Annotated in this window: 21 protein-coding genes; 16 read left to right on the top strand and 5 right to left on the bottom strand. The window is 65.4% G+C overall.

The window, feature by feature from the left end:
* Positions 1-12 precede the first annotated feature (12 nt).
* Complete coding sequence (locus tag ASD22_RS06595) at positions 13-2421, bottom strand: DUF3772 domain-containing protein (RefSeq protein WP_056080481.1); 2409 nt, start codon at positions 2419-2421, stop codon at positions 13-15.
* Between the two features lie 258 nt (positions 2422-2679).
* Between ASD22_RS06595 and ASD22_RS06590 the strand changes: the two genes are divergently transcribed.
* From ASD22_RS06590 to ASD22_RS06570, 5 genes are all read left to right on the top strand, one after another.
* Positions 2680-4518: an ABC transporter ATP-binding protein gene (locus ASD22_RS06590; protein ID WP_056081073.1), complete on the top strand. Its 1839-nt coding sequence runs from the start codon at positions 2680-2682 to the stop codon at positions 4516-4518.
* Between the two features lie 82 nt (positions 4519-4600).
* On the top strand, positions 4601-4873 hold the full coding sequence (locus ASD22_RS06585; RefSeq protein ID WP_056080478.1) for a hypothetical protein: 273 nt from the start codon (positions 4601-4603) through the stop codon (positions 4871-4873).
* Positions 4874-5154: 281 nt separating this feature from the next.
* Complete coding sequence (locus ASD22_RS06580; RefSeq protein ID WP_082520139.1) at positions 5155-6213, top strand: Gfo/Idh/MocA family oxidoreductase; 1059 nt, start codon at positions 5155-5157, stop codon at positions 6211-6213.
* A 185-nt stretch (positions 6214-6398) separates the two neighbouring features.
* Positions 6399-6908: a peptidylprolyl isomerase gene (locus ASD22_RS06575; RefSeq protein ID WP_056080476.1), complete on the top strand. Its 510-nt coding sequence runs from the start codon at positions 6399-6401 to the stop codon at positions 6906-6908.
* A gap of 157 nt (positions 6909-7065) precedes the next feature.
* Positions 7066-7482 (top strand): YidB family protein, encoded by a 417-nt coding sequence (locus ASD22_RS06570; protein WP_056080473.1) that lies wholly within the window; start codon positions 7066-7068, stop codon positions 7480-7482.
* 39 nt (positions 7483-7521) lie between these two features.
* Here the strand turns inward: ASD22_RS06570 and ASD22_RS06565 are convergent, their stop codons facing one another.
* The gene (locus ASD22_RS06565; RefSeq protein WP_056080470.1) at positions 7522-7773 is read right to left on the bottom strand and encodes a GlsB/YeaQ/YmgE family stress response membrane protein; all 252 of its coding nucleotides are present in this window, start codon (positions 7771-7773) and stop codon (positions 7522-7524) included.
* 311 nt (positions 7774-8084) lie between these two features.
* Here ASD22_RS06565 and ASD22_RS06560 point away from each other — a divergent pair, with 311 nt between their 5' ends.
* On the top strand, positions 8085-9071 hold the full coding sequence (locus ASD22_RS06560; protein ID WP_056080468.1) for a malate dehydrogenase: 987 nt from the start codon (positions 8085-8087) through the stop codon (positions 9069-9071).
* A gap of 144 nt (positions 9072-9215) precedes the next feature.
* Here the strand turns inward: ASD22_RS06560 and ahpF are convergent, their stop codons facing one another.
* Both ahpF and ahpC read right to left on the bottom strand, forming a co-directional pair.
* A complete protein-coding gene (gene ahpF, locus ASD22_RS06555; protein ID WP_056080465.1) occupies positions 9216-10811 on the bottom strand; it encodes an alkyl hydroperoxide reductase subunit F in 1596 nt (531 codons plus the stop codon).
* 188 nt (positions 10812-10999) lie between these two features.
* Positions 11000-11563: an alkyl hydroperoxide reductase subunit C gene (gene ahpC, locus ASD22_RS06550; RefSeq protein ID WP_056080462.1), complete on the bottom strand. Its 564-nt coding sequence runs from the start codon at positions 11561-11563 to the stop codon at positions 11000-11002.
* Between the two features lie 167 nt (positions 11564-11730).
* Between ahpC and prpB the strand changes: the two genes are divergently transcribed.
* The 7 genes from prpB (at position 11731) to ASD22_RS06515 (ending at position 18419) form a co-directional block, all read left to right on the top strand.
* A complete protein-coding gene (gene prpB, locus ASD22_RS06545) occupies positions 11731-12615 on the top strand; it encodes a methylisocitrate lyase (RefSeq protein WP_056080458.1) in 885 nt (294 codons plus the stop codon).
* Between the two features lie 122 nt (positions 12616-12737).
* Positions 12738-13883: a 2-methylcitrate synthase gene (gene prpC / locus ASD22_RS06540; RefSeq protein WP_056080455.1), complete on the top strand. Its 1146-nt coding sequence runs from the start codon at positions 12738-12740 to the stop codon at positions 13881-13883.
* 506 nt (positions 13884-14389) lie between these two features.
* A complete protein-coding gene (locus ASD22_RS06535) occupies positions 14390-15295 on the top strand; it encodes a hypothetical protein (RefSeq protein WP_056080453.1) in 906 nt (301 codons plus the stop codon).
* 103 nt (positions 15296-15398) lie between these two features.
* Positions 15399-15788: a hypothetical protein gene (locus tag ASD22_RS17025; RefSeq protein WP_235577561.1), complete on the top strand. Its 390-nt coding sequence runs from the start codon at positions 15399-15401 to the stop codon at positions 15786-15788.
* Positions 15785-16477, top strand: a complete 693-nt coding sequence (locus tag ASD22_RS06525) for a C39 family peptidase (RefSeq protein WP_056080451.1) — start codon at positions 15785-15787, stop codon at positions 16475-16477. Before ASD22_RS17025 ends, ASD22_RS06525 begins: the two co-directional genes overlap by 4 nt.
* A gap of 125 nt (positions 16478-16602) precedes the next feature.
* Positions 16603-17022, top strand: coding sequence for a hypothetical protein (locus tag ASD22_RS06520; RefSeq protein ID WP_056080448.1), 420 nt, complete (start codon positions 16603-16605; stop codon positions 17020-17022).
* Positions 17023-17078: 56 nt separating this feature from the next.
* Positions 17079-18419 (top strand): acetate kinase, encoded by a 1341-nt coding sequence (locus ASD22_RS06515; protein WP_056080444.1) that lies wholly within the window; start codon positions 17079-17081, stop codon positions 18417-18419.
* Positions 18420-18705: 286 nt separating this feature from the next.
* Here the strand turns inward: ASD22_RS06515 and ASD22_RS06510 are convergent, their stop codons facing one another.
* Complete coding sequence (locus ASD22_RS06510; RefSeq protein WP_056080442.1) at positions 18706-19413, bottom strand: TerC family protein; 708 nt, start codon at positions 19411-19413, stop codon at positions 18706-18708.
* A gap of 266 nt (positions 19414-19679) precedes the next feature.
* Here ASD22_RS06510 and ASD22_RS06505 point away from each other — a divergent pair, with 266 nt between their 5' ends.
* From ASD22_RS06505 to ASD22_RS06495, 3 genes are all read left to right on the top strand, one after another.
* Positions 19680-21131: a bifunctional 2-methylcitrate dehydratase/aconitate hydratase gene (locus tag ASD22_RS06505; RefSeq protein ID WP_056080440.1), complete on the top strand. Its 1452-nt coding sequence runs from the start codon at positions 19680-19682 to the stop codon at positions 21129-21131.
* 184 nt (positions 21132-21315) lie between these two features.
* Positions 21316-22434: an OmpA family protein gene (locus ASD22_RS06500; RefSeq protein ID WP_056080436.1), complete on the top strand. Its 1119-nt coding sequence runs from the start codon at positions 21316-21318 to the stop codon at positions 22432-22434.
* Between the two features lie 124 nt (positions 22435-22558).
* On the top strand, positions 22559-23332 hold the full coding sequence (locus tag ASD22_RS06495) for a pseudouridine synthase (RefSeq protein ID WP_056080434.1): 774 nt from the start codon (positions 22559-22561) through the stop codon (positions 23330-23332).

Here is a 23332-nt window from a genome sequence, read left to right as displayed (position 1 = left end):
GCAACTACCGGCTCAGCCCGTGGGTTCGGCGTCCCCGGGCAGCGGCAGCGTGCGCACCAGCATGCTTTGCGTGCGCGCCAGCTGGAGCCCGGCCTTGCGCAGGCGGTCGAGCAGTTCGAACAGCAGGTCGCTTTTCACGCTGCCCACGTCGCGCGGGCTGTTGACGTAGGCGGTGCAACTGAAGGTCATCGAGTTGGCGTCGATGCCGGACAGCTGCACCAGCGGCGCGGGCGAGTCCAGCGTGGCCGGATGCGCCTGCAGCACCTCCAGCACCAATGACCGCACCTTGCCCGCGTCGGTATCCAGCGGCAGCGGCAGCACGATCTGCACGCGGCCCAGCGCGTTGGCGAGGGTCACGTTGCGCACGTTCTGGGTGATCAGTTGCGAGTTGGGCACGATCACGGTGGAGCGGTCACCCATGCGGATTTCGGTGGCGCGCACGTTGATGCGCTGGATGTCGCCCTCGACGTCCGACGACAGGCTGACCCAGTCGCCCACCTTCACCGGCCGCTCCACCAGCAGGATCAGGCCGGAGATGAAGTTCTGCACGATCGCCTGCAGGCCGAAACCGATACCCACCGACAGCGCGCTGACGATCCAGGCGATGCTTTTCAGATCCACATGCAACGCAGCCAGCGTCAGCACGAACACCAGCATGCTGCCTAGGTAGCCGAGCAGGGTAACCAGCGATTCCTGCATGCCGAGCTCCATGGTGGAGCTCGGCAGCAGTTTGTCGCGCAGCCAGCATTTGAGTCTGCGCAGCGTGTACCAGCCGATCGCGAACACCAGCGCGGCGGTGAAGATGCTGCCCGGATCGATCGCCAGATCACCCAGCTTGAGGTTGCCGAACGTTTGCTTCGCGCTGGTGATCAGGTCGCCGGGGCCGGCGCCGAACGGCGTCAGCACGGTCGCCAGCGCCAGCAGCACCAGAGTCACCCGCAGGACGGCATTCAGCACGATCACCGCCTGCTCCAACGTGTGCGGCCGCAGGTCGAACGTGCTTTGCAGACGCTGGCCGCCACGGCCCTGCGGCGCCAGCAGGGCCGTGACCAGATCCGTCAGCAGATGGATCAACAGGTAGGTGGATGCCACGATCACGCCCACCCACAGCATTTCCCTGGCCAGGAAAAATGCCAGCGCAATGAAGCCGGTCGCCACTGCCAGCCAGCAGAGCACCACGGCCAGCGTGGCGGCGGCCATCAGGATGCCTACCCACACGGGGCGATGTTGTGGTTCGGAGCCGCTGCTGGCTGATGCCAGGCGCGTGCGATGCATCCGCATCAGCGCCATGCCGATCAAGCCGCTGACGACCAGTGCAAACAGGCCGCGCGCCGCTACCGTGGCGGGCAGGCTGGTGCCGATCGTGCGGCTGGCGCGGTCGAACAGGCCAAATGCCAGCGCCGCCGCGCCCAGCCACCAGGGAAACGGACGCAGGCACTGCGCGACCCGGTCGGTCAACGCCGGCAGCCGCCACGACGGGCGCCGCACCGAGAGCAGCGCCCGGCCCAGCCCCACCACGTACGCCGCAAAGCACACCAGTTGCACCGCGGTATGGGCCAGCGTGGCGGTGTCGTCGTCGAGGATGTCGTTCCAGTTCAGCCCGAGGTAGGCCAGCTCCGCCGCCAGGCCGGTGGTGAAGACGGCCGTCAGCGCCACCGCCGTGGCCATCGCGCTGCGCCGCAGATGGCCATCCGGAACATGGCGCTTGGCCAGCCCCAGCAGCGCCCGTTCCAGCGCCCAGCGGCCGCCGCCGAGCAGCAGCACCGCGCCGATCAGGCAAAGCAGCAACGGTTTCCGGTTGGGCGGCTGCCACGCGTCGCTCCACGCATTGCCAAGGCGAACGCCAAGCCGTTTGAGCCGCTGGGTGTCGCCCGGCAAGGTGCGCGCCACATCGAGCCAGAACGCACCGCTGAACGGCGTGGCCGTACGCGAGGCCAACCTCGCCTGAAACTGGTCGTTGCGCATGCCGCTGATCTGCGCGGCCAGTTGCAATGCGTTCTGGCTGAGCAACTGCGCCTGCTTGATCTGCGCGTCCAGGTTGGTCTGCGCCCGGTCCAGTTGGCGTCGTTGTGCGGCAACCTCGGACGCTTCGGCGGGTGCGCCGCTGGCCGGCGCCGGCCCCAGCACGGTCAATTGCGCCTGCAAGGCCATCATTTGCGGCGCCAGACTGGCGGCCAGCTGGCGCGCCTGGTCCTGCACGCCCAGGGCGGTGGCGCGCAGGTCGGCCAGCGGCGGATTGCCATCCTTGCTCTTGAGATCGGCCCGCACCGAATCGAGTTGTTCGGTGAGTTGATCCAGCGATTGCGCCGGTGTGGCCGTCGGCGTGGCGGCGGCCGGCGACGGATCGCCGGTCTGGGCCAATGAAAGGCTGCTGCCGAAGCTCAGCAGCAGAAGCAGGAGACAGCGGAGCAGGATAGGCATCCGTGCATGATCGGAGCGCCGCCGCAGGCGGTCAATCGCGGCCGGCGCGTACGTGCCGGTTGCGGCGGCTGGCGTTCATGTTCGTGCCGATGGCCCCATCATGTGGGAGCGACTTCAGTCGCGATGCTCTTGGTCGGGAGTTTCAAAGCAAAAGCATCGCGACTGAAGTCGCTCCCACAGAAGTCGGTTCCACAGGCCCTTGCGAAACCCGGCGCGGACACGCAAGTTATCCCATCCCCCGCTCGTTGCCTCCCCATGATCTTCCGCTGGTTCGAATCCCTCATCGACGCATTCAAGGAACCGGTCGACGTGATGCCGCCGACGTCGGTGCGGCGCTTCTACCTGTTCTACCTGCGCCAGGCGTGGCCGGCATTCGCGGCGGCCATCGTGGTGGGTTTCGGCGTGGCCATCGTGGAGGTGGCGCTGTTCGGATTCATCGGGCGGCTGGTGGATCTGGCGCAGAGCGGGCCGGACGTCTTCTTCCGCACGCACGGCATGGAGCTGCTGGGCATGGCCTTCGTGGCCCTGGTGGCGCGGCCGCTGCTGAACAGTTCCCATGACCTGCTGGTGAACCAGGCCATCGTGCCCAGCCTCACCAACCGCATCCGCTGGCAGAACCATCGCTACGTGATCCGGCAAAGCCTGGCGTTCTTCCAGAACGATTTCGCCGGCCGCATCGCCAACCGCATCATGCAGACCGGCAGCGCGCTGCGCGCCTCGGCGGTGCAGATCGTCGATGCGATCTGGTACGTGGTGATCTACACCGGCAGCGCCATCGTGCTGTTTGCGCAGGCCGACCTGTGGCTGGCACTGCCGTTGTTCGCGTGGGTGTTTGCGTATGTCGGCCTGCTGGCGTTCTTCATCCCGCGCATCAAGCAGCGCTCGTGGCTGGCCTCGGAGGCACGCTCGAAACTGATGGGCCGCATCGTCGACGGTTACAGCAACATCCTGACGCTGAAACTGTTCGCGCATACGCGGCGCGAGGAAGCCTATGTGGCCGACGCGATGGCCGAGCAAACGGACAAGCTGCGCCGGATGACCCGCGTCACCACCGCGATGGACGCCAGCATCACCGTGCTCAACGGTTTCCTGATCGTGGGCACCTCGGCGCTGGCGCTGTGGCTGTGGAGCGAGGGCCGGGTGACGGTGGGCGCGATCGCGCTGTCGACCGGGCTGGTGATCCGCATCAACAACATGTCCGGCTGGATCATGTGGGTCGTCAACGGCATCTTCGAGGACGTGGGCACCGTGCAGGACGGCATCACCACGATCTCGCAGCCGCGCGCGGTGCAGGATCGCGAGGGCGCCATGCCGCTGGAAGTGGTCAACGGCGCGGTGCGTTTCGAGCACATCCATTTTCATTACGGCAAGCAGGGTGGCGTGATCGCGGGACTCGACCTGGCCGTGCGGGCCGGCGAGAAGATCGGCGTGGTCGGCCCTTCGGGTGCGGGCAAATCCACCCTGGTCAACGTGCTGCTGCGGCTGTACGACCTGGAATCCGGGCGCATCCTGATCGACGGCCAGGACATTGCCCACGTCACCCAGGAAAGCCTGCGCTCGCAGATCGGCGTGGTGACGCAGGACACCTCGCTGCTGCATCGCTCGATCCGCGACAACATCCTGTATGGACGTCCAGACGCCAGTGATGCGCAGATCGCCGCCGCCGTACGCAAGGCTCGGGCGGACGAGTTCATCCCCACGCTCAGCGACGGCGAAGGCCGCCGCGGCTATGACGCGCTGGTCGGCGAGCGCGGGGTGAAACTCAGCGGTGGCCAGCGCCAGCGCATCGCCATCGCCCGCGTGCTGTTGAAGGACGCGCCGATCCTGGTGCTGGACGAAGCCACCTCGGCGCTGGATTCCGAGGCGGAAGCCGCCATCCAGGACAGCCTCGACCTGCTGATGCAGGGCAAGACCGTGATCGCCATCGCCCACCGCCTGTCCACCATCGCCCGCATGGATCGGCTGGTGGTGCTGGACAAGGGCGTGATCGTGGAGAGCGGCACGCACGCCGAACTGATCGCACGCGATGGGCTGTATGCGCGGCTGTGGAAGCGGCAAACCGGCGGTTTCGTGGCGGCGGAGGATGCGCCGGGGTGAGGAGCGAATCCGCGCGGCAGCCAGCCGTTGGCTCGAGTCATGCGACAATATCGGCCTTCGCCATCCCGCACCTTCGAGTTTCATGACCGTCCCCAACGATGCATTCCGGCGCTTCCAGGAGGAACTCGCCGCCATCGATCGCAAGGAGCACCTTCCCGCTGATGTCCCCGTCGCCGACCAGCGACTCGCCAACGCAAGGGCGGATTTTCTGTCCCTGCGCAAGCGCTATGGCCTGACCGTGGCCGACGTGGTGGCGTTCTTTCCCGAGGAGGAGGGCATCGCGTATCTGCAGCAGCTGATTGCCGCCAGCGAGGCCAAGCCGGTGCGGCGCAGGAAGTCGCCGGCGGCGGATTGATTTGGGGTGTGCTGAAGATCGGGCCCCCTTCCGCCTTCGGCACCTTCCCCCGCAAGCGGGGGAAGGAAGCGATCGGACTCCTCGAAACGGCCAGTTTCCTTCCTCCGTATAAAGGGGGAAGGTGCCCGGCAGGGCGGATGGGGGCGCTCCTCAACGCCGAACAAAAACCACATCAATGCGCCCGCACTTTGCGGCTGCAATACTCCCGAACGTCCAGCGTCCCTCAGCCGACGCACAGCCCAACCGCATCTCCCCAAGCCAAACCATCACGGAGCTACCCCATGGCGGAAAACAAGCGCCCCATCGTCACCGGACTGTGCGCGTTCGGCATGTCGGGTCGGATGTTCCAGGCGCCGTTCCTGCATGCAATGGACGAGTTCTCGTTGCACGCCGTGGTGGAACGCCATGCCAAGCGCGTTGCGAACACCTATCCCGACATCCGCTCGTACGATTCGGTCGAGGCGATGCTGGCGGACCCGGCCATCGAGCTGGTCGTGGTGAACACGCCGAATGTGGACCATTTCGAGCACGTGCGGATGGCCCTGCTGGCGGGCAAGCATGTGGTGGTGGAGAAGCCTTTCTCGGTGACGTCCGCACAGGCCGCCGAGATGGTCGAACTGGCCGCACGGCAGGACCGCAAGCTGGTCGCATTCCAGAATCGCCGCTGGGACAGCGATTTCCTGGCCGTGCGGGAGGTTGTCGAAAAGGGACTGCTGGGGCAGCTGATCGAGGCGGAATTCCATTACGACCGCTACGAAAAAAACCTCAGCGCGAAGGCGCACAAGGAGGTCGATCAGCTGGGCACGGGCGTCATCTACGACCTTGGCCCGCATCTGATCGACCAGGCGATCTGCCTGTTCGGCAGGCCGGAGCGTGTTTTCGCAGTGCTGCGCACCCACCGGCCCGGCTCGGTGGTCAACGACTATTTCGACCTGACGCTGCTGTACGGCGCGTTTACCGTACGACTGAAGAGCAGCCTGCTGGCGCTGGAGCCGGTACCCGGATTCGTGGTGCATGGCGCGGAGGGCTCGTTCCTGAAATCCCGCGCCGACGTGCAGGCCGACATGCTGGATCAGGGCATCTCGCCGAATGTCGCTGACTGGGGCCGGGAGCCGGTGACGGAGCATGGCGTTCTGCACACCTGCGTCGATGGCCGCGACGAACGCCGCCGGTTTCCCTCGCCGGCGGGCCACTACCAGTCGTTCTTCGCGGGCGTCTATCGGCATGTGCGCGAGGGTGCGCCTTCGCCGGTGGCGCTGGCCGATACCTTGCTGAACGTGCGCATCATCGAGGCCGCGCTGGAGAGCAGCCGGACGCAGGCCGTGGTTTCGCTCAGCTAGTTTCCGGCCGCCGTGGATGAGGTCGCGCGGTTTTCACCCGCGCCACCGCATGCTGCGGAGGTAGCCGAGCGCACTGCGTCGCGGAAGGGCCTGGGTTATTCTTGGTGACCCCGGCGGCTCGTTTTGATGCAAGCCCCTCGTCCATGGCCATGGGCGCAAACCGTTTCCGACCTCAAGGACTATCGATGACCATCAATGTCACCTTCACCACCAACCGCGGCCCGATCCACCTGCGGCTGCACGACGACAAGGCGCCGGTCACCGTGGCCAGTTTCGTGAACCTGGCCAAGCGTGGTTACTACGACGGCCTGTCGTTCCACCGCGTGATCGCCGACTTCATGATCCAGGGCGGTTGCCCCGAAGGCAGCGGCCGCGGCGGCCCGGGCTACAAGTTCGAGGACGAGTTCAACCCGTCGCTGCGCCACGACAAGCCCGGCGTGCTGTCGATGGCCAACGCCGGCCCGCGCACCAATGGCAGCCAGTTTTTCATCACCCATGGCGCCACGCCGTGGCTGGACGGCAAGCACACCGTGTTCGGCGAAGTGCTGGGCGAGGAAGACCAGAAAGTGGTCAACGCCGTGCAGCAGGGCGACGTGATCGAGAAGGTGGAAGTGTCCGGCGACGTCGACGCGTTGCTGGCGGCGCAGTCCGAGCGCGTGGCGGAATGGAACGCGGTGCTCGACCAGCGCGGCTGAGTTGTCCACCCCGTACGCAAAAACCGCCGGTATCGAGCCGGCGGTTTTTTTATGGCGAGGTGAATGGGCGGCCAAGACATGGTTGGGGCTACGGCCTATGATCGAGCGGTTCCATGTATGCGCATTCCTCGACTGACAGTGCACAAGGAGAACGACCATGTCATTGCTCAATGATCTGCTGGGTGGCCAGGGACAACAGGCCGGAGCCGGTTCGCTTATTTCGGTGGCCGGACAATTGATCGAGCGCGCCGGCGGCGTGCAGGGCCTCATCGCCATGCTGCAGCAACACGGACTTGGCGACGCGGTGCAGTCGTGGGTGGGCACCGGGTCGAACCAGCCGGTCTCGGGCGACCAGTTGGGCCAGGCCTTGCAGAAGGGCGGCCTGGGTTCGCTTCTGCAGGAGGCGGCAGGCAAGTTGGGGGTCGATCAGGGCCAGTTGCTCGGCCAGCTTTCGCAGGTGTTGCCGGGCGCCGTTGATCACCTGACACCTGGCGGCCAGGTGGCTGCGCCGGGAGCGGGCGGCGGTTTCAACCTGGGCGCGCTCGAGGGCCTGGCCGGCAAGTTGCTGGGTTGAGTGGAGGCCCGGCGGGGGAAGACCCCGCCGGGCGCACGGTCAGGTCGTTTTGCGCTTGACCAGGTGATACAGCAACAGCAGCACGATGGCGCCGATCACCGAGGCGATGAAGCCGGCGGTTTGTCCTTCCTGATACCAGCCAAAGTTCTGGCCGACCCATGTCGCCAGCAGCGAGCCGGCGATGCCGATGATGGCGGTGATGATGAAGCCGCCCGGGTCCTTGCCCGGCATCAGCAGTTTGGCCACCAGGCCAACGATCAAACCAATCACGAATACCCATAGCCAGTGCATGCGCGTCTCCTTCGGTCGTGAGGTTGCGGTGCCCGCGGTGCGGACCTTCGTATCATGCCCGCGTTGCGACGGGCAGCACAGCAGGCTGCTGTCCCTGCGACGGAGAGGCTGGCGTGCGGGGCGCGGCAGCATTTCCAGCGCGCATCCGGTGCCGTGGTAAAATCCCCGCCTTTGTTCACCTTGCACGGGTGAAGGCCATGCCGCGGCGCGCATCGTATTCGCGTGTTTCCGGCGGGTAGCTGAGAAATCGCCACTGAAGTCGCACCAAACCAAGCCAACCGTTGAACATCCCCACGTAGGAGTCACCGCTCATGAAAGCCCCCGTTCGAGTTGCCATCACTGGCGCTGCCGGCCAGATCGGCTACGCGCTGCTTTTCCGCATCGCCGCTGGCGACATGCTGGGCAAGGACCAGCCGGTCATCCTGCACCTGCTGGAAATCACCCCGGCGCTGCCCGCGCTGCAGGGCGTGGTGATGGAACTGAACGACTGCGCGTTCCCCACGCTGGCCGGCGTCGTGGCCACCGATGATCTGAACGTGGCCTTCAAGGACGTCGATTACGCGCTGCTGGTCGGCGCGCGTCCGCGCGGCCCCGGCATGGAGCGCAAGGATCTGCTGGAAGCGAACGGCGCCATCTTCGGGCCGCAGGGCAAGGCCTTGAACGACCATGCCAAGCGCGACGTGAAGGTGCTGGTGGTGGGCAACCCGGCCAACACCAACGCGCTGATCGCGCAGCAGAACGCACCGGATCTGGATCCGAAGTGCTTCACCGCGATGGTGCGCCTGGACCACAACCGCGCGCTGAGCCTGCTGGCCGAGAAAACCGGCAAGCACAACACCGACGTCAAGCACATGACGATCTGGGGCAACCACAGCTCCACCCAGTTCCCCGACCTGTCGCACGTTACCGTCGACGGCAAGCCGGCGCTGGAGCTGGTCGACCAGTCCTGGTACGAAACCGATTTCATCCCCACCGTGCAGCAGCGTGGCGCGGCCATCATCAAGGCGCGCGGCGCCTCGTCCGCCGCCTCGGCGGCGTCGGCCGCGATCGACCATGTGCGCACCTGGGCGCTGGGCACGGCCGAGGGCGACTGGGTGTCGATGGGCATCCCGTCCGACGGTTCGTACGGCATCGAGCCGGGCGTGATCTACGGTTACCCGGTCACCGTGAAGGGCGGCAAGTACGAGATCGTGCAGGGCCTGGCCGTCAGCGATTTCGCCCGCGCCCGCATGGACGCCACCGCCAAGGAGCTGCGCGAGGAGCGTGCTGGCGTCGAGCATCTGTTTGCCAAGAAGTAAGCGGCGGATCCATGTGACACAAAAAAGCCGGCTTTCGCCGGCTTTTTTGTGTCACATGACTGTAGGAGCGACTTCAGTCGCGATGCCTTTGCTCTAAAAATTCGAAGCAAGAGCATCGCGACTGAAGTCGCTCCTACAGGTTCTTCAAGCGGCGACAGCGCTTTTGGTTTCGGCTGCCGGTGCCGACGTGCGGATCAGGTGGTCGAACGCGCTCAACGCCGCGGCCGAACCCGCACCCATCGCGATCACGATCTGCTTGTACGGCACCGTGGTGGCGTCGCCGGCGGCGAACACGCCAGGCAGGGAGGTCTGGCCGCGTTCGTCGATCACGATCTCGCCGCGCGGGGACAGTTCCAGCGTGCCCTTCAGCCATTCGGTGTTCGGCAGCAGGCCGATCTGCACGAAGATGCCTTCCAGCTCGAGCGTGTGCATCTCTTCGCTGACGCGATCCTTGTAGACCAGCGCGCTGACCTTCTGCCCGTCGCCCAGTACTTCCGTGCTGAGTGCGCTGACGATGACGTCCACGTTGGGCAGGCTGCGCAGCTTGCGCTGCAGGACATCATCCGCACGCAGCTTGCTGTCGAACTCGATCAGCGTGACGTGGGCCACGATGCCGGCCAGGTCGATGGCCGCCTCGACGCCGGAGTTGCCGCCGCCGATCACCGCCACGCGCTTGCCCTTGTACAGCGGGCCGTCGCAGTGCGGGCAGTAGGCCACGCCCTTGTTGCGGTACTGGTCTTCACCGGGCACGCCCATCTGCCGCCAGCGCGCGCCGGTGGAGAGGATCACGGTCTTCGATTTCAGCGTGGCGCCGTTGGCCAGTTGCACTTCCACCAGGCCGCCGGTGGCGTCGCTGGCCGGCACCAGCTTCTCGGCGCGCTGCAGGTTCATCACGTCCACCTCGTATTCGTGCACGTGCTGTTCCAGCGCCGCCGCCATCTTCGGGCCTTCGGTGTAGGGCACCGAGATGAAGTTCTCGATCGCCATGGTGTCCAGCACCTGGCCGCCGAAACGCTCGGCTGCCACACCGGTGCGGATGCCCTTGCGCGCGGCATAGATCGCCGCCGCCGCGCCGGCCGGGCCGCCGCCGATGACGAGCACGTCGAACGCGTCCTTGGCCTTGATCTTCTCCGCTTCGCGGGCGCTGGAGCCGGTGTCGATCTTCGCCAGGATCTGCTCCAGGCTCATGCGGCCCTGGTCGAACACCTCGCCGTTGAGAAACACCGTGGGCACCGACATCACTTGGCGCGCCTCGACCTCGTCCTGGTACAGCGCGCCGTCGATGGCGACGTGCTGGATGTTGGGGTTCAGCACGCTCATCAGGTTCAGCGCCTGCACCACGTCGGGGCAGTTCTGGCAGGACAGCGAGAAATAGGTCTCGAACTTGTACTCGCCATCGAGATTGCGTACCTGCTCGATCACGTCCGCCGCGGTCTTGGACGGATGCCCGCCGACCTGCAGCAGGGCCAGCACGAGCGAGGTGAATTCATGGCCCATCGGAATGCCGGCGAAGCGCACGCCGATATCGGTGCCGACGCGGTTGATCGCGAACGAGGGCTTGCGCGCTTCGCTGTCGTCGCGGCGCAGCGTGATCTTGTCGGACAGCGCGGCGATCTCCTGCAGCAGCTCGTCCAGCTCTGTGGATTTGGCGCTGTCGTCGAGCGCGGCAACCAGTTCGATCGGCTGCAACAGCTTTTCCAGATAGGCCTGCAACTGGGTTTTGAGGGTTTCGTCGAGCATGGCTACCACTCCAGTGATGGATGCGGAGAAAAATCGTGGGGGGAGGAAAGACGTTTGTGACAGCGGCCTGTACCGAGGGGAGGGTCGGCAGGCGGGGGAGCGTTGCCGGGCGCAAGCCGCTGACAGAAGCATCCAGAGTGAGGTGAAGCCGGGCGCTTTTCAGCGCCCGGTTTCGGTGGCGCGGTGAATCAGATCTTGCCGACCAGGTCCAGCGACGGCGCCAGGGTCTTTTCGCCTTCCTTCCACTTGGCCGGGCAGACCTCGTTCGGATGGGCGGCGACGTACTGCGCGGCCTTGACCTTGCGCAGCAGCTCCGCGGCGTCGCGGCCGATGCCGCCGGCGTTGATCTCGACGATCTGGATCTTGCCCGCGGGGTCGATCACGAAGGTGCCGCGATCGGCGATGCCGTCGGCTTCGATCAGCACGTCGAAGTTGCGCGAGATCGCGTGGGTCGGGTCGCCGATCATGGTGTAGTTGATCTTCTTCACCGCGTCGGAGGTGTCGTGCCACGCCTTGTGGGCGAAATGGGTGTCAGTGGAGACGCTGTAGATTTCCACGCCCAGCTTCTGGAATTCGGCGTAGTTGTCGGCCAGGTCCTCGAGCTCGGTGGGGCAGACGAAGGTGAAGTCGGCGGGGTAGAAGAACACGACCGACCACTTGCCCTTCAGGTCGGCGTCGGTCACTTCGATGAACTTGCCGCTCTTCAGAGCCTGCGCCTTGAATGGTTTGATTTCGGTGTTGATCAGGGACATCGGGAGCATCCTCGTTGGTGAAGGTGAGTCCTAAGATACGACGCAGCAATCGATATATCTAATTGATTGTCGGCATCGCTTCGATTGGCTGCGGCTATCGATATGTTGCCCTGCAGAACGGCCGCGCAGACGTGGTGGGCTAAAATCGCGGCTTTGACGGAGGCGCCATGACACAGACAGCTTCCCCCGGCGCGCGATTCCGCGCCGCCGTGGCGCAGGAGCAACCGTTGCAGGTTGTCGGCGCCATCACGGCCTATGCGGCGCGCATGGCCCAGCGCACCGGTTTCAAGGCCATTTACCTCTCCGGTGGCGGCGTGGCGGCCAATTCGCTGGGCGTGCCGGACCTGGGCATCAGCAGCATGGAAGACGTGCTGATCGACGCGCGGCGCATCGTCGATGCCACTGGCATGCCGCTGCTGGTCGACATCGACACCGGCTGGGGCGGCGCGTTCAACATCGCCCGCACCATCCGCAGTTTCACGCAGGCCGGCGTTGCCGCCGTGCACATGGAGGATCAGGTGGGCCAGAAGCGTTGCGGCCATCGTCCCGGCAAGGAAGTGGTGAGCAAGGAGGAGATGGTCGATCGGGTGAAGGCCGCGGTGGACGCGCGCACCGAGCCCGGCTTCGTGATCATGGCGCGTACCGACGCGGCGGCGGTGGAGGGCATCGACGCGGCGATCGACCGCGCTTGCGCCTATGTCGAGGCTGGCGCCGACATGATCTTCCCCGAGGCGATGAAGACGCTGGACGACTACCGCCGCTTCAAGGCCGCGGTGAAAGTGCCCATCCTGGCCAACCTCACCGAATTCGGCAGCACGCCGTTCTTCACCACCGACGAGCTGCGCGAGGCGAACGTCGACATCGCGCTGTATTGCTGCGGCGCGTACCGCGCGATGAACAAGGCCGCGCTGAACTTCTACGAAACCGTGCTTCGTGACGGCACCCAGAAAGCCGCGGTGCCAACGATGCAAACGCGCGAGGAGCTGTACGACTTCCTCGACTATCACGCGTACGAGGACAAGCTGGACGAGCTGTTTTCCCAGAAGAACTGACTCCCCCTGCAGGAGCGCACCCTGTGCGCGAAAGCTCTTCACGGACGCATTTCGCGCACAGGGTGCGCTCCTGCAGGACACACGTTTCAAGGTTCGAATTCCCTGCATCACAGGAGATATCCATGAGCGAGCAAGCCCTGCCCAAGGCCAAGAAATCCGTCGCACTGTCCGGTGTGGCCGCCGGCAACACCGCGCTGTGCACGGTGGGCCGCAGCGGCAATGACCTGCATTACCGCGGCTACGACATCCACGACCTGGCGTCCAAGGGCAACTTCGAGGAAGTGGCGTACCTGCTGGTGCACGGCGTGCTGCCGAACTGGACCGAGCTCAACAATTACCGCCAGCGGCTGAAGCGACTGCGCGGCCTGCCGGCGCCGGTGAAGGCGGCGATGGAACTGCTGCCGGCCTCCACCCATCCGATGGATGTGTTGCGCACGGGTTGCTCGGTATTGGGTACGGTGCTGCCGGAGAAGGACGACCACAACGTCACCGGCGCGCGCGACATCGCCGACCGCCTGATGGCCAGCTTCGGCTCGATGCTTTTGTACTGGTACCACTTCAGCCACAACGGCAAGCGCATCGAGACGGAGACGGACGACGAATCCATCGCCGCCCATTTCCTGCACCTGCTGCACGGCAAGAAGCCCAGCGACCTGCACGCGCAGGCGCTGGACAAGTCGCTGGTGCTGTATGCCGAGCACGAGTTCAACGCGTCCACCTTCGCCGCGCGCGTCATCGCCGGCACCGGTTCGGACATCTATTCGGCGATCACCGGGGCGATCGGCGCGCTGCGCGGTCCCAAGCATGGCGGCGCCAACGAGGTGGCGATGGAGATCATCTCCCGCTACCGCAGCGCCGATGACGCGGAGGCCGACATCCGCGCCCGCGTGGAGCGCAAGGAGATCGTGATCGGCTTCGGCCACCCGGTGTACACGGTGTCCGATCCGCGCAACGAGATCATCAAGGAAATCTCGCGCCGGCTGTGCACCGAGGGCGGCAACCCCACCTTGTTTGATGTTTCCGAACGCATCGAGACGGTGATGGCCGAGATCAAGAAGATGTTCCCCAACCTCGACTGGTTCTCCGCCAGCGCCTACCGCATGATGGGCGTGCCCACCGCGATGTTCACGCCGCTGTTTGTGATCGCCCGCACCTCAGGCTGGAGCGCGCACGTGATCGAGCAACGCGAGGACGGCAAGATCATCCGCCCCAGCGCCAACTACACCGGCCCGGAAGACCGCAGCTATATCCCCATCGACAAGCGCTGACGCTGTATATGTAGGAGCGACTTCAGTCGCGATGCTCTTCCACACGCCTGATTGAGGCCCCGCGGCAGCGGCAACACCGCCTTGCCGCGATACACCTGTAACAACCTCGATACACCACTCATTGACGCCACGGCGGGCACACCGAGCCCGCCGTGGCGCCATCGGTGCGCCTAATTGCCGACGGGTGATGCGCAGCGGGTGTATCACCGGTGTTACACCGTTTCCGCAACGGAAGCGTTTCGTTCTCCTGGTTTTAACCGCAAATCAATGATTTCGTTGAAATTAATCTGATCCGTCTGATCGGCACCGTTTATGCAAATTCCGCACGCTGCGAACACGAGCCGGTTGTAGCCAGGATCAGCAAGTCTTGATGGTTGTCATGGAATCGCCGAACGCACTGTCGTTCCGGTGAGCGCCTGATCCGACCCCTCTGGCATCGCAGACAACGGCCCCGGCCCGCCGGGGTGATTCCAGAGCTTGATCAGGCTTTCAAACGGAGAACGACCATGCGCAAGACACTTATCGCTACTGCCATCTGCCTCGGTATCGGCCTCACCTTGCCCGCCATGGCGGACAAGACCCAGAACAACGGTGGTGGCTCCAACGCCCAGGACAACGCGGCCGTGCTGCAAAACGTGGCGAACAGCAGCGACTCCAGCAGCCACTCCAACTCCAGCACCCACGCCGATTCGCATGACATGACCAGCTCCAACAACGTCAACCGCGTCGCCGCCAACAGCGAACTGAGCGGCATGGTCTCGAACGTGGGTGTCACCGTGGGCAACGCCGCCAACAACATGGGCAATGCCGACGGCGGGCGCGGCGGTGCCGGCGGTGCCGGTTACGGAGCCAGGGGCAATGGCGGCGATGCCGGCCATGGCGGCCGCGGTGGCGATGCGCAGGGTCATAGCGGCGCCGGTGGCTACGGATCGGCGAGCAGTGGCGGTGTCGCCGCGGGCAGCCTCGGCGCGGGCGGCAACAGCAGCGGCGCGGCTGGCGACAACAACAACGACAGCTCCGGCATGCTCTCCGGCGGCAACAGCGGTACCGCGACGGGTGGTGCGGACAGCTGGATGGCCGGTGCCGGTACCGGTGGTGCGGCCACCTCGGAGAGCGGCGCGGCAACCGGCAGCGGCGGCGGCAGCGGTGCCAGCGGCAATACCGCCGGCAACGGTGGCGCGGGCGGCAACGGTGGTGCCGGCAACGGCGGCGATGGCATGGGCGCGGCCGGCGGTGCTGGTGGTGCCGGCGGCACGTCCTACGCGGACGCCGGCAGCTTCGACATGTCCAACCAGATGAACGGCACCGCCGTGGGTGCCGCGGGTATCGCGGTGATCGCCCAGAACAGCGGCGCTGCCGCGCTGGTGCAGCAAAGCGTGAATGTGCAGGCCAACCTCACCGTCGGCCCGTAACGGAAAGCCCGCCGTGGAGTAATGCTCCACGGCGTTTTCCCTGACCTGGCCAAGGCACGGTAATGCGCCGTGCCCTGGCGCCGAGCATTCACGGAGTGACGCCATGCGAAGCTGCCGATTTCTTCTGCCCACATTGCCGGGATGCCTGCTGGCACCCATGGCGATGGCGGCCCTCGCACAACCATCGGCCCCGACGATTCCCTCGCCGGCAACTGCGGCTCACGTCGCCGCGCCGGCCAGCACCGACGGCTTTGGTCCCAGCGTCACCTCCGCCACCCTGGCCACGATGCGTGGCGGTAGCGACGTCGTGGAAAACATGCACCTGCACGGCACCGTGGACAACAACAGCGCCGATCACGTCGCCAGCGGCTACAACACGATTTCCGGCGGCGCATTCACGGGTGCGGCGGGCGTGCCGATGGTGATCCAGAACAGCGGCAACAACGTGCTGATCCAGAACGCCACGATCATCAACGTGCAATTCCAGCCATGAAGCATGGCAACTGGTGCAAGGTGTTGCCGGCGGTATCGATGCTGCTGCTCGGCACGGCGTGGGCGGCCACGATGGAGGTGCCAGGCATCCAGGGCAACGGCTATACGTTCCACCTCACCAGCCTCAAGGAAGCGCGTTTCAAGAACACCATCCGCCAGCATTTCGACTTCAGCTGCGGCTCCGCGGCCACCGCCACCCTGCTGACGTATCAGTATGGCTACCCGGTGGACGAGCAATGGGTGTTCGAGCAGATGTACACCCATGGCGACCGCGCGAAGATCCGGCGCGAAGGTTTCTCCCTGCTGGACATCAAGCGCTTTCTGCACGCCAACGGTTTCGAGGCCGACGGGTTCCATGTGCCGCTGGACAAACTGCGCCAATCCAGCGTGCCGGCCATCGTGCTGCTGAACGAGAAGGGCTACCACCATTTCGTGGTGGTGAAGGGCCTGCGCAACGGTCGCGTGCTGGTGGGCGACCCTGCGCGCGGTACCCGGGCAATGGCGCGCAGCACGTTCGAGGCGGCATGGCAGAGCAAGCTGGTTTTCGTCATTCACAACCGCCGCACCCTGGCTGTGTTCAACAGCGCGGACGATTGGCGCGCCGCGCCGCTGGCCTCGCTGGGCGACGGCATCGACCGGCGCGGGCTGGACCGGATCACCCTGCCCAAACGCGGTCCCAACGACCTCTGAGCGTGGAACGAACCATGACCAGGACCCGACATTCGCGGCATCTTCGTTCTTGCTCATTGGGTTTGGTTGCAGCGGCCACGCTCGGTGCGGCACCGCTGGCGACGGCGGCATGCGGGTCGCCCTGCGTGAATGCCTGGTCGCTTCCGGTCGGCAACGCGCAGCTCGACACCATGCGCGGTGGCTTCGACAACGGCAGCGGTTTGCTGGCGTCGTTCGGCATCGATCGCGTGGTTTATATCAACGGCAATCTGGCCACCCGCACGAGCGTGTCGATACCCGATATCGGCCACATGTCGCCCGCGCAGGCGCAGGCGCTGGCCGCGGTCGATGGCGTCCTCACGGTGGTGCAGGGCGGGCAGGGCAACACCGCGGCACTGGTGCCATCGGGCGCCGCCACGGCCACCGTGATCCAGAACAGCCTCGACGGCCAGCACATCCAGAGCCTTACCACGATCGACGCGTCGGTGGATCACCTGGACCAGTTTCGCAGCGCGCGCCTGGGCGACACCTTGCAGGGCGCGTTGATCCAGTCGCTGGGGCATTGAGTGGCGACGCGGTGAGTGCGGCTTCGCACGTGCTTTTGGGCTCAAGAGGAAAGGGCATGGCAGGGAAATCGTCGCGAAGCAAATATGCCGCCGGTTGCGTCGGCTTGCTCTGTCTCGGGATGGCGCATGCCCAGCAACCGGCATCGTCCACCGCCGATGGGCTGCCCGCCGCCATCAGGCAGAATGTGATCCAGCAGGGTGAGCGGCTGGATGCCATGCGCAGCCAGCTGGCCGCCCAGATGGCGCAGATCGAACAGCTCAAGCGCGCGCTTGCGGCACAGGAGGCGGATTACCGCACATTGCGCCACGAGATGGGCATGGACGGCGGTGACAAGTCTGCGGGCACCGCAAATACGGCCGCCACATCCGGCGTGGCGACAACTGGAACGGCCGTCGCCGCGGCATCGCAACCGGTTGGCCGCGCGCCCGTGCGCGAACCGGGGCCGCCCGCGGTGGCGCCCATCTTCGAGCAGCCCGGGGTGCTAACGCCGCGCGGCAAATTCGTGATCGAGCCGTCGTACCAGTTCGGCTATTCCTCCGCCGACCGGGTCGACCTGATCGGCTACACGGTGATCCCCGCCGTGCTGATCGGCTTGATCGACGCGCGCCAGGTCAGGACCACTACGCAGACCGGCGCGCTGGCGCTGCGCTACGGGCTCACCAACCGGATGGAGCTGGAGCTGCGGGTGCCATACCTGCACAGCCATACCGACACGACCAGCCGCGAGATATTCACCGGCAGCGCGGAGGATCGCGTGTTCACCTCCAGCGGGCACGGCCTGGGCGACATCGAGGCGACCGCGCGCTATCAGATGAATGACGGTGGCGCCGACAAACCCTATTTCGTGGGCTGGCTGCGTTTCAAATCGCGCACCGGTCGCGATCCGTTCGATGTCACCACCGATTGCGTCAACCGCTGCATCCAGAACGTCACCGGCACCGGCATGCCGCTGCAACTGCCGACGGGCTCGGGTTTCTATTCATTGCAGCCGGGCGTGACCTGGCTGTATCCGTCCGACCCGGTGGTGTTTTTCGGCAACCTCAGTTACCTGCACAACTTTGCCCGCCATGGCGTTAGCCGCCGCGTGCTGGGTGGGGACAGGGAATCGCTGGGCACGATCGAGGTGGGTGACGTGGTGGATCTCAGCCTGGGCATGGGCTTTGCGCTGAACGACAAGGCGTCCATCAGCCTGGGCTACGACCAGAGTTTCGTGGGCCTGACCAGGCAGAACGGCAAGACGGTGGCGGGGTCGGCGAAGACGGTGCTGGGCACCTTGCTGGTCGGCGGTTCCTATCGCCTCAGCGACCGGCGCACGCTGAACGTGGCGCTTGGCGTCGGCATTACCCGCGACACGCCCGACGCCACCGTAACCGTGCGCCTGCCCACCACGTATTAAGGCAACGCTGACCAAGTATCACCGCCGTCACCCACCCTCTCTGTTCGCAGGCCACAGGGCCGTCGGCGAAGGCAGACTGGCCGTCTGTCGAGGCGGCGGACCGAAGGCATGCGAACAGAGAGGGTGGGCCTCAAGCTATTGAATTTGAAATGATGAGGTGATGACTGGAAGGCCCGCAGGCGACGCCGCGCGGCTTGACAAGACGGCCAGTCTTGCCAGCGCCACGCGCCACCACCTGCGGGCCTTCCAGTCATCATGACGGCGGCGATACTTGGTCAGCGTTGCCTTAACCGTGGGTGGCGACCTTCGATGCGGACGCGGATCGTGCCGCCCGCCGCCGTTGCGCCAGCCAGCCGCCCACGCAAACCGCGCCGACCAGCAGCACGTCCAGCGCGTATTGCGCCCAGCCGTGCGCGGCGAACCAGCCCGCCAGCCAGTGGTCGTGCCCGATCATGCGCGCGGCGGTGAACGCGATGGCGCCAGCACCCACGTACATGATGATCGGGAAGCGCTCGATCAGTTTCAGGATCAGGGTCGAACCCCATACCACCAGTGGCACGCTGATCAGCAGGCCGATGATCACCAGGCCCAGGTGGCCGCGTGACGCACCGGCGATCGCCAGCACGTTGTCCAGCCCCATCAGCGCGTCGGCCACGATGATCGTGCGCAAGGCGCTCCAGAACGTGCGGCCTGCCTTGATCTCGTGGCTCTCATCACCGTCGTGGCGCAGCAGGTTCCAGGCGATCGGCAACAGCAACGCGCCGCCGACCAGCATCAGGCCTGGCAACTTCAGCAGGTAGACCACCACCGCGGTCAGGGCGAAACGTACGGCGACGGCGCCGAAGGTGCCCCAGAACACCGCTTTCTTCTGCAATTCCTTGGGCAGGCGGCTGGCGGCCATCGCGATGACGATGGCGTTGTCGCCCGCCAGCACGAGGTCGAGCAGCACGATGGCCAGCAGGCCGGAGAAGAAATCAGGGGTGAAAAAATCCATAGGACAATCCATGCGCGGCGGACAATGCAGCGGGTACGGACGCGCGCGGCCCGTAGCCACCGCAAAAGTCTCGTTCGCAACGTGGCTGCCGCGATGACCGGAGCGAAACGTCGCTCGTGTTGACGATCACCGCACCGATGCGGGAAGCCGCGCCGGGAACTACTCCCTTTTGGGAGCGGCCATTGTCCCCATGTGCCCCCCGCGTGGCAAGCGGTCGACGGGTGCTCAGGCTAAAATGGTGGTTTCCGATTTAGCGAGAAGACCCCATGAGTGCGCCCGACGTCCGCTCCGCCATCCGTCCCGATCCCGATCAGCCGATGGTCGACATCGCCGACTACGTGATCGACTACCGCATCGACTCGACCGAGGCCTACGATACCGCCCGCTACGTCCTGCTCGATTCGCTGGGCACGGCGATGCTGGCGATGAAGTTTCCCGAATGCGTGAAGCACCTCGGCCCGCTGGTGCCCGGCGCCAGCTTGCCCGGCGGCGCACGCGTGCCCGGTACCAGCCACGAGCTGGACCCGGTGCAGGCGGCGTTCGCGATCGGCACGCAGATCCGCTGGCTGGATTTCAACGACACCTGGCTGGCAGCGGAGTGGGGCCATCCTTCCGACAACCTGGGCGCGATCCTGGCGGTGGCCGATTACCTCAGCCGCCAGGCGGTGCGTGAAGGCGGCCAGCCGCTGACCGTGCGCGACGTGCTGGGTTATGCCATCAAGGCGCACGAGATCCAGGGCGGCTACGCGCTGCTCAACAGCTTCAACCGGGTGGGGCAGGACCACGTGATCCTGGTGCGCCTGGCGTCCACCGCAGTGGCTGCGGCGATGCTGGGCGGCAACAAGGACCAGGTGGTCGCGGCGGTCTCGCACAGCTGGATCGACAACGGCGCGCTGCGTACCTACCGGCACGCGCCCAACACCGGCCCGCGCAAGAGCTGGGCCGCCGGCGATGCCTGCCGCCGCGCGGTAACCCACGCGATCAACGCGGTGCATCGCGGCGTGGTGGGTTATCCGTCGGCGTTGAGCGCGAAGACCTGGGGCTACTACGACGTGGCGTTCAACGGCAAGCCGTTCGAGTTCGAGCGCCCGTTCGGCAGCTACGTGATGGAAAACGTGCTGCTGAAGATCAGTTACCCCGCCGAGTTCCACGCACAGACGGCGGTGGAGTGCGCCATGCAGTTGCACGCGCAGGTTGCCGGCCGGCTGGACGATATTGACCGGATCGTGATCGAAACCCAGGAGGCGGGCTGCCGCATCATCGACAAGACCGGCCCGCTGGCGAACTACGCCGATCGCGATCATTGCATCCAGTACATGGTGGCCGTGCCGCTGATCTTCGGGCGACTGGTGGCCAGCGACTACAGCGACGACGTGGCCGCCGACCCGCGGATCGATGCGCTGCGCAACAAGATGACGGTGAGCGAGAACCCGCAGTTCACCCGTGATTACTTCGACCCGGCCAAGCGCTACATCGGCAATGCCGTGCAGGTGTTCTTCAAGGATGGCAGCAGCACGGAGAAAGTCTCCGTCGATTTCCCGATCGGCCATCGCCGCCGCCGTGCCGAAGGCATCCCGGTGCTGCTGAGGAAGTTTGAATCCGCCCTGCGCGGGCATCTGCCCGAGCACCGGGTGAATGCCATCCTGGCGGCAACCGGTGACGCGGCCGCCCTGGATAAAATGCCGATTCAGGACTTCCTCGGTCTATTCACACTGTAAAGACGACATAAGCGGAAAATGAACGAGCCGTCGCGGAAGCGGTCGGGTATGTTTATTTTTTGCTAAAGTTCGCGTCGAACGTGGCACGGCGAATCGGTGAAAGAGCCGTTGTCATTGGCCATTCGTTCGATCCCCGTATTTATGTTGTCAAGCGGACGAAAAATCCCACACAAGGAGACACCCGATGAAACGTAAGGGCTTGTATTTTCTGATTGCGCTGGCTTTGGGCGGCGTTGGCGCCGTACACGCGCAGGACACCACGGGCGCCGTTGATACCGCCTCTTCGTCCACCGCGACGGCCGACTATGATGGTCGCTGGTACATTGCCCCGACCGTTGGTGGCTATTACAACGACACCGACCGCAATACCAACAGCCGCCAGGTTTATTACGGTCTGGGTGTCGGCCGCTTCATCTCGCCGAATGCGTCCATCGACATTTTCATTGACCGCACCAAGCGCGACGTCGATGGCGGCGGCAGCTGGGCCAACAACACGGTCGGCGCAGCCGTTCGTTTCTACGCTGGCGCCTGGGATTCATGGCGTCCGTACGTGCTGGCCGGCGTCATGGGCAGCCACCATCAGAACGCGGGCGACAAGGGCTGGTCGCCGGCTGCCGAACTGGGCGGCGGTTTGTCCAAGACCATCACCGACAGCTCCGATGTCCGCATCGAAGCCGGCTACCGCTACGACTGGGATGACAAGTCCCAGCCGGCCGAAGACGGCTATGGCGACTGGTTCCTGGGCTTCAGCATCGTTTCGCGCTTTGGCGAACCGGCCGCGGCTCCGGCCCCGGTTGAAGCACCGGCCCCGGTGGCTGACTGCTCCACCATGGACAGCGACAACGACGGCGTGAACGACTGCGAAGACAAGTGCCCGGCGACCACGGCCGGCACCATCGTCGGCCCCGACGGTTGCGCGCAGAAGGTCGTCATCGACCTGCGTGGCGTGAACTTCAAGTTCGATCGCCCGAAGAAGAACGAGACCGATATCTCCGGCGCGCTGGCCGAGCCGAGCTCCGATTCGATCGCCGTTCTGAACCAGGCCGTCGACACCCTGCAGCGTTACCCGCAGGTGCACGTCACCGTCGCCGGCTACACCGACTCGGTGGGTACGGATGCCTACAACCAGAGCCTGTCGGAGCGTCGCGCCTCGATCGTCTACAACTACCTGACCAGCCATGGCATCGATGCCAGCCGTCTGGAAGGCCCGATCGGCCACGGCGAAACCAACCCGATCGGTGACAACGAGACCGATGCCGGCCGCGCGCAGAACCGTCGCACGGAACTGCAGGTTCAGCAGTAATCGAACCGCGGCAGTAAATGCCGGGCTCCATTCGGAGTCCGGTGAATGAAAAAACCCGGCTTCGGCCGGGTTTTTTTTGTCTTCACGGTCGGCGTTTGCGGCATGTATTCGTTACGCTATCGCGATGCGTTCCCCCATTTCCGGCAACACCCGCACCAGCGTAAAGGCTGCCACTCCACGTCACGGCCTTGCGCGGGTATTGTCGAAGGCCGGCGTTTGTTCGCGCAGCCAGGCAGAACAATGGATTCGCGACGGTCGGGTCAGCGTGGCCGGGCGCGTGGTCAGCGATCCGCACTTTCCCATCCGGCCGAACGGCCCGCCGATCACGGTCGACGGCAAGCCGCTGGCATCGGCGGAAAAAGTCCATGTGATGTTCAACAAGCCGCGCGGCCTGGTGGTGAGCGCGTCCGACGAGCACGGCCGCGACACGGTCTACACGGCACTGGCCGCCGCCGGCTTGCCCTGGCTGGGCCCGGTGGGGCGCCTGGACAAGGCCAGCGAGGGATTGCTGTTGCTGAGCAATGACACGACGTGGGCGGCCGGCATTACGGATCCGGTCACCCATCTCGACAAGACGTATCACGTGCAGGTGGCGGGCCAGCCGGATGCGGCTGCCCTGGCCGCCATGCATGCCGGGATCGCGGACGGCGATGAGTGGCTGAAAGTGCGTCACGCCAGCGTGCTGCGGCAGGGTGAAAAGAACGCCTGGCTGGAGGTGATGCTGGATGAGGGCCGCAATCGCCACATACGCCGTCTGCTGGCGGCGCTGGGGTTTGACGTGCTGCGGCTGATCCGCGTGGCGATCGGCTCGCTGCCGTTGGGCGATCTGCCGAAGAACCAGTGGCGTCGCCTGAGCGACGCCGAAGTGGCGATGCTGGACCGGCGGCGTGCGAAGTAA

Origin of the sequence: Rhodanobacter sp. Root480 (genome assembly GCF_001426645.1) — a bacterium.
In the GTDB taxonomy this organism is placed as follows: Bacteria; Pseudomonadota; Gammaproteobacteria; order Xanthomonadales; family Rhodanobacteraceae; genus Rhodanobacter; species Rhodanobacter ginsenosidimutans.
This window is presented reverse-complemented; position numbering and strand designations above follow the sequence as displayed.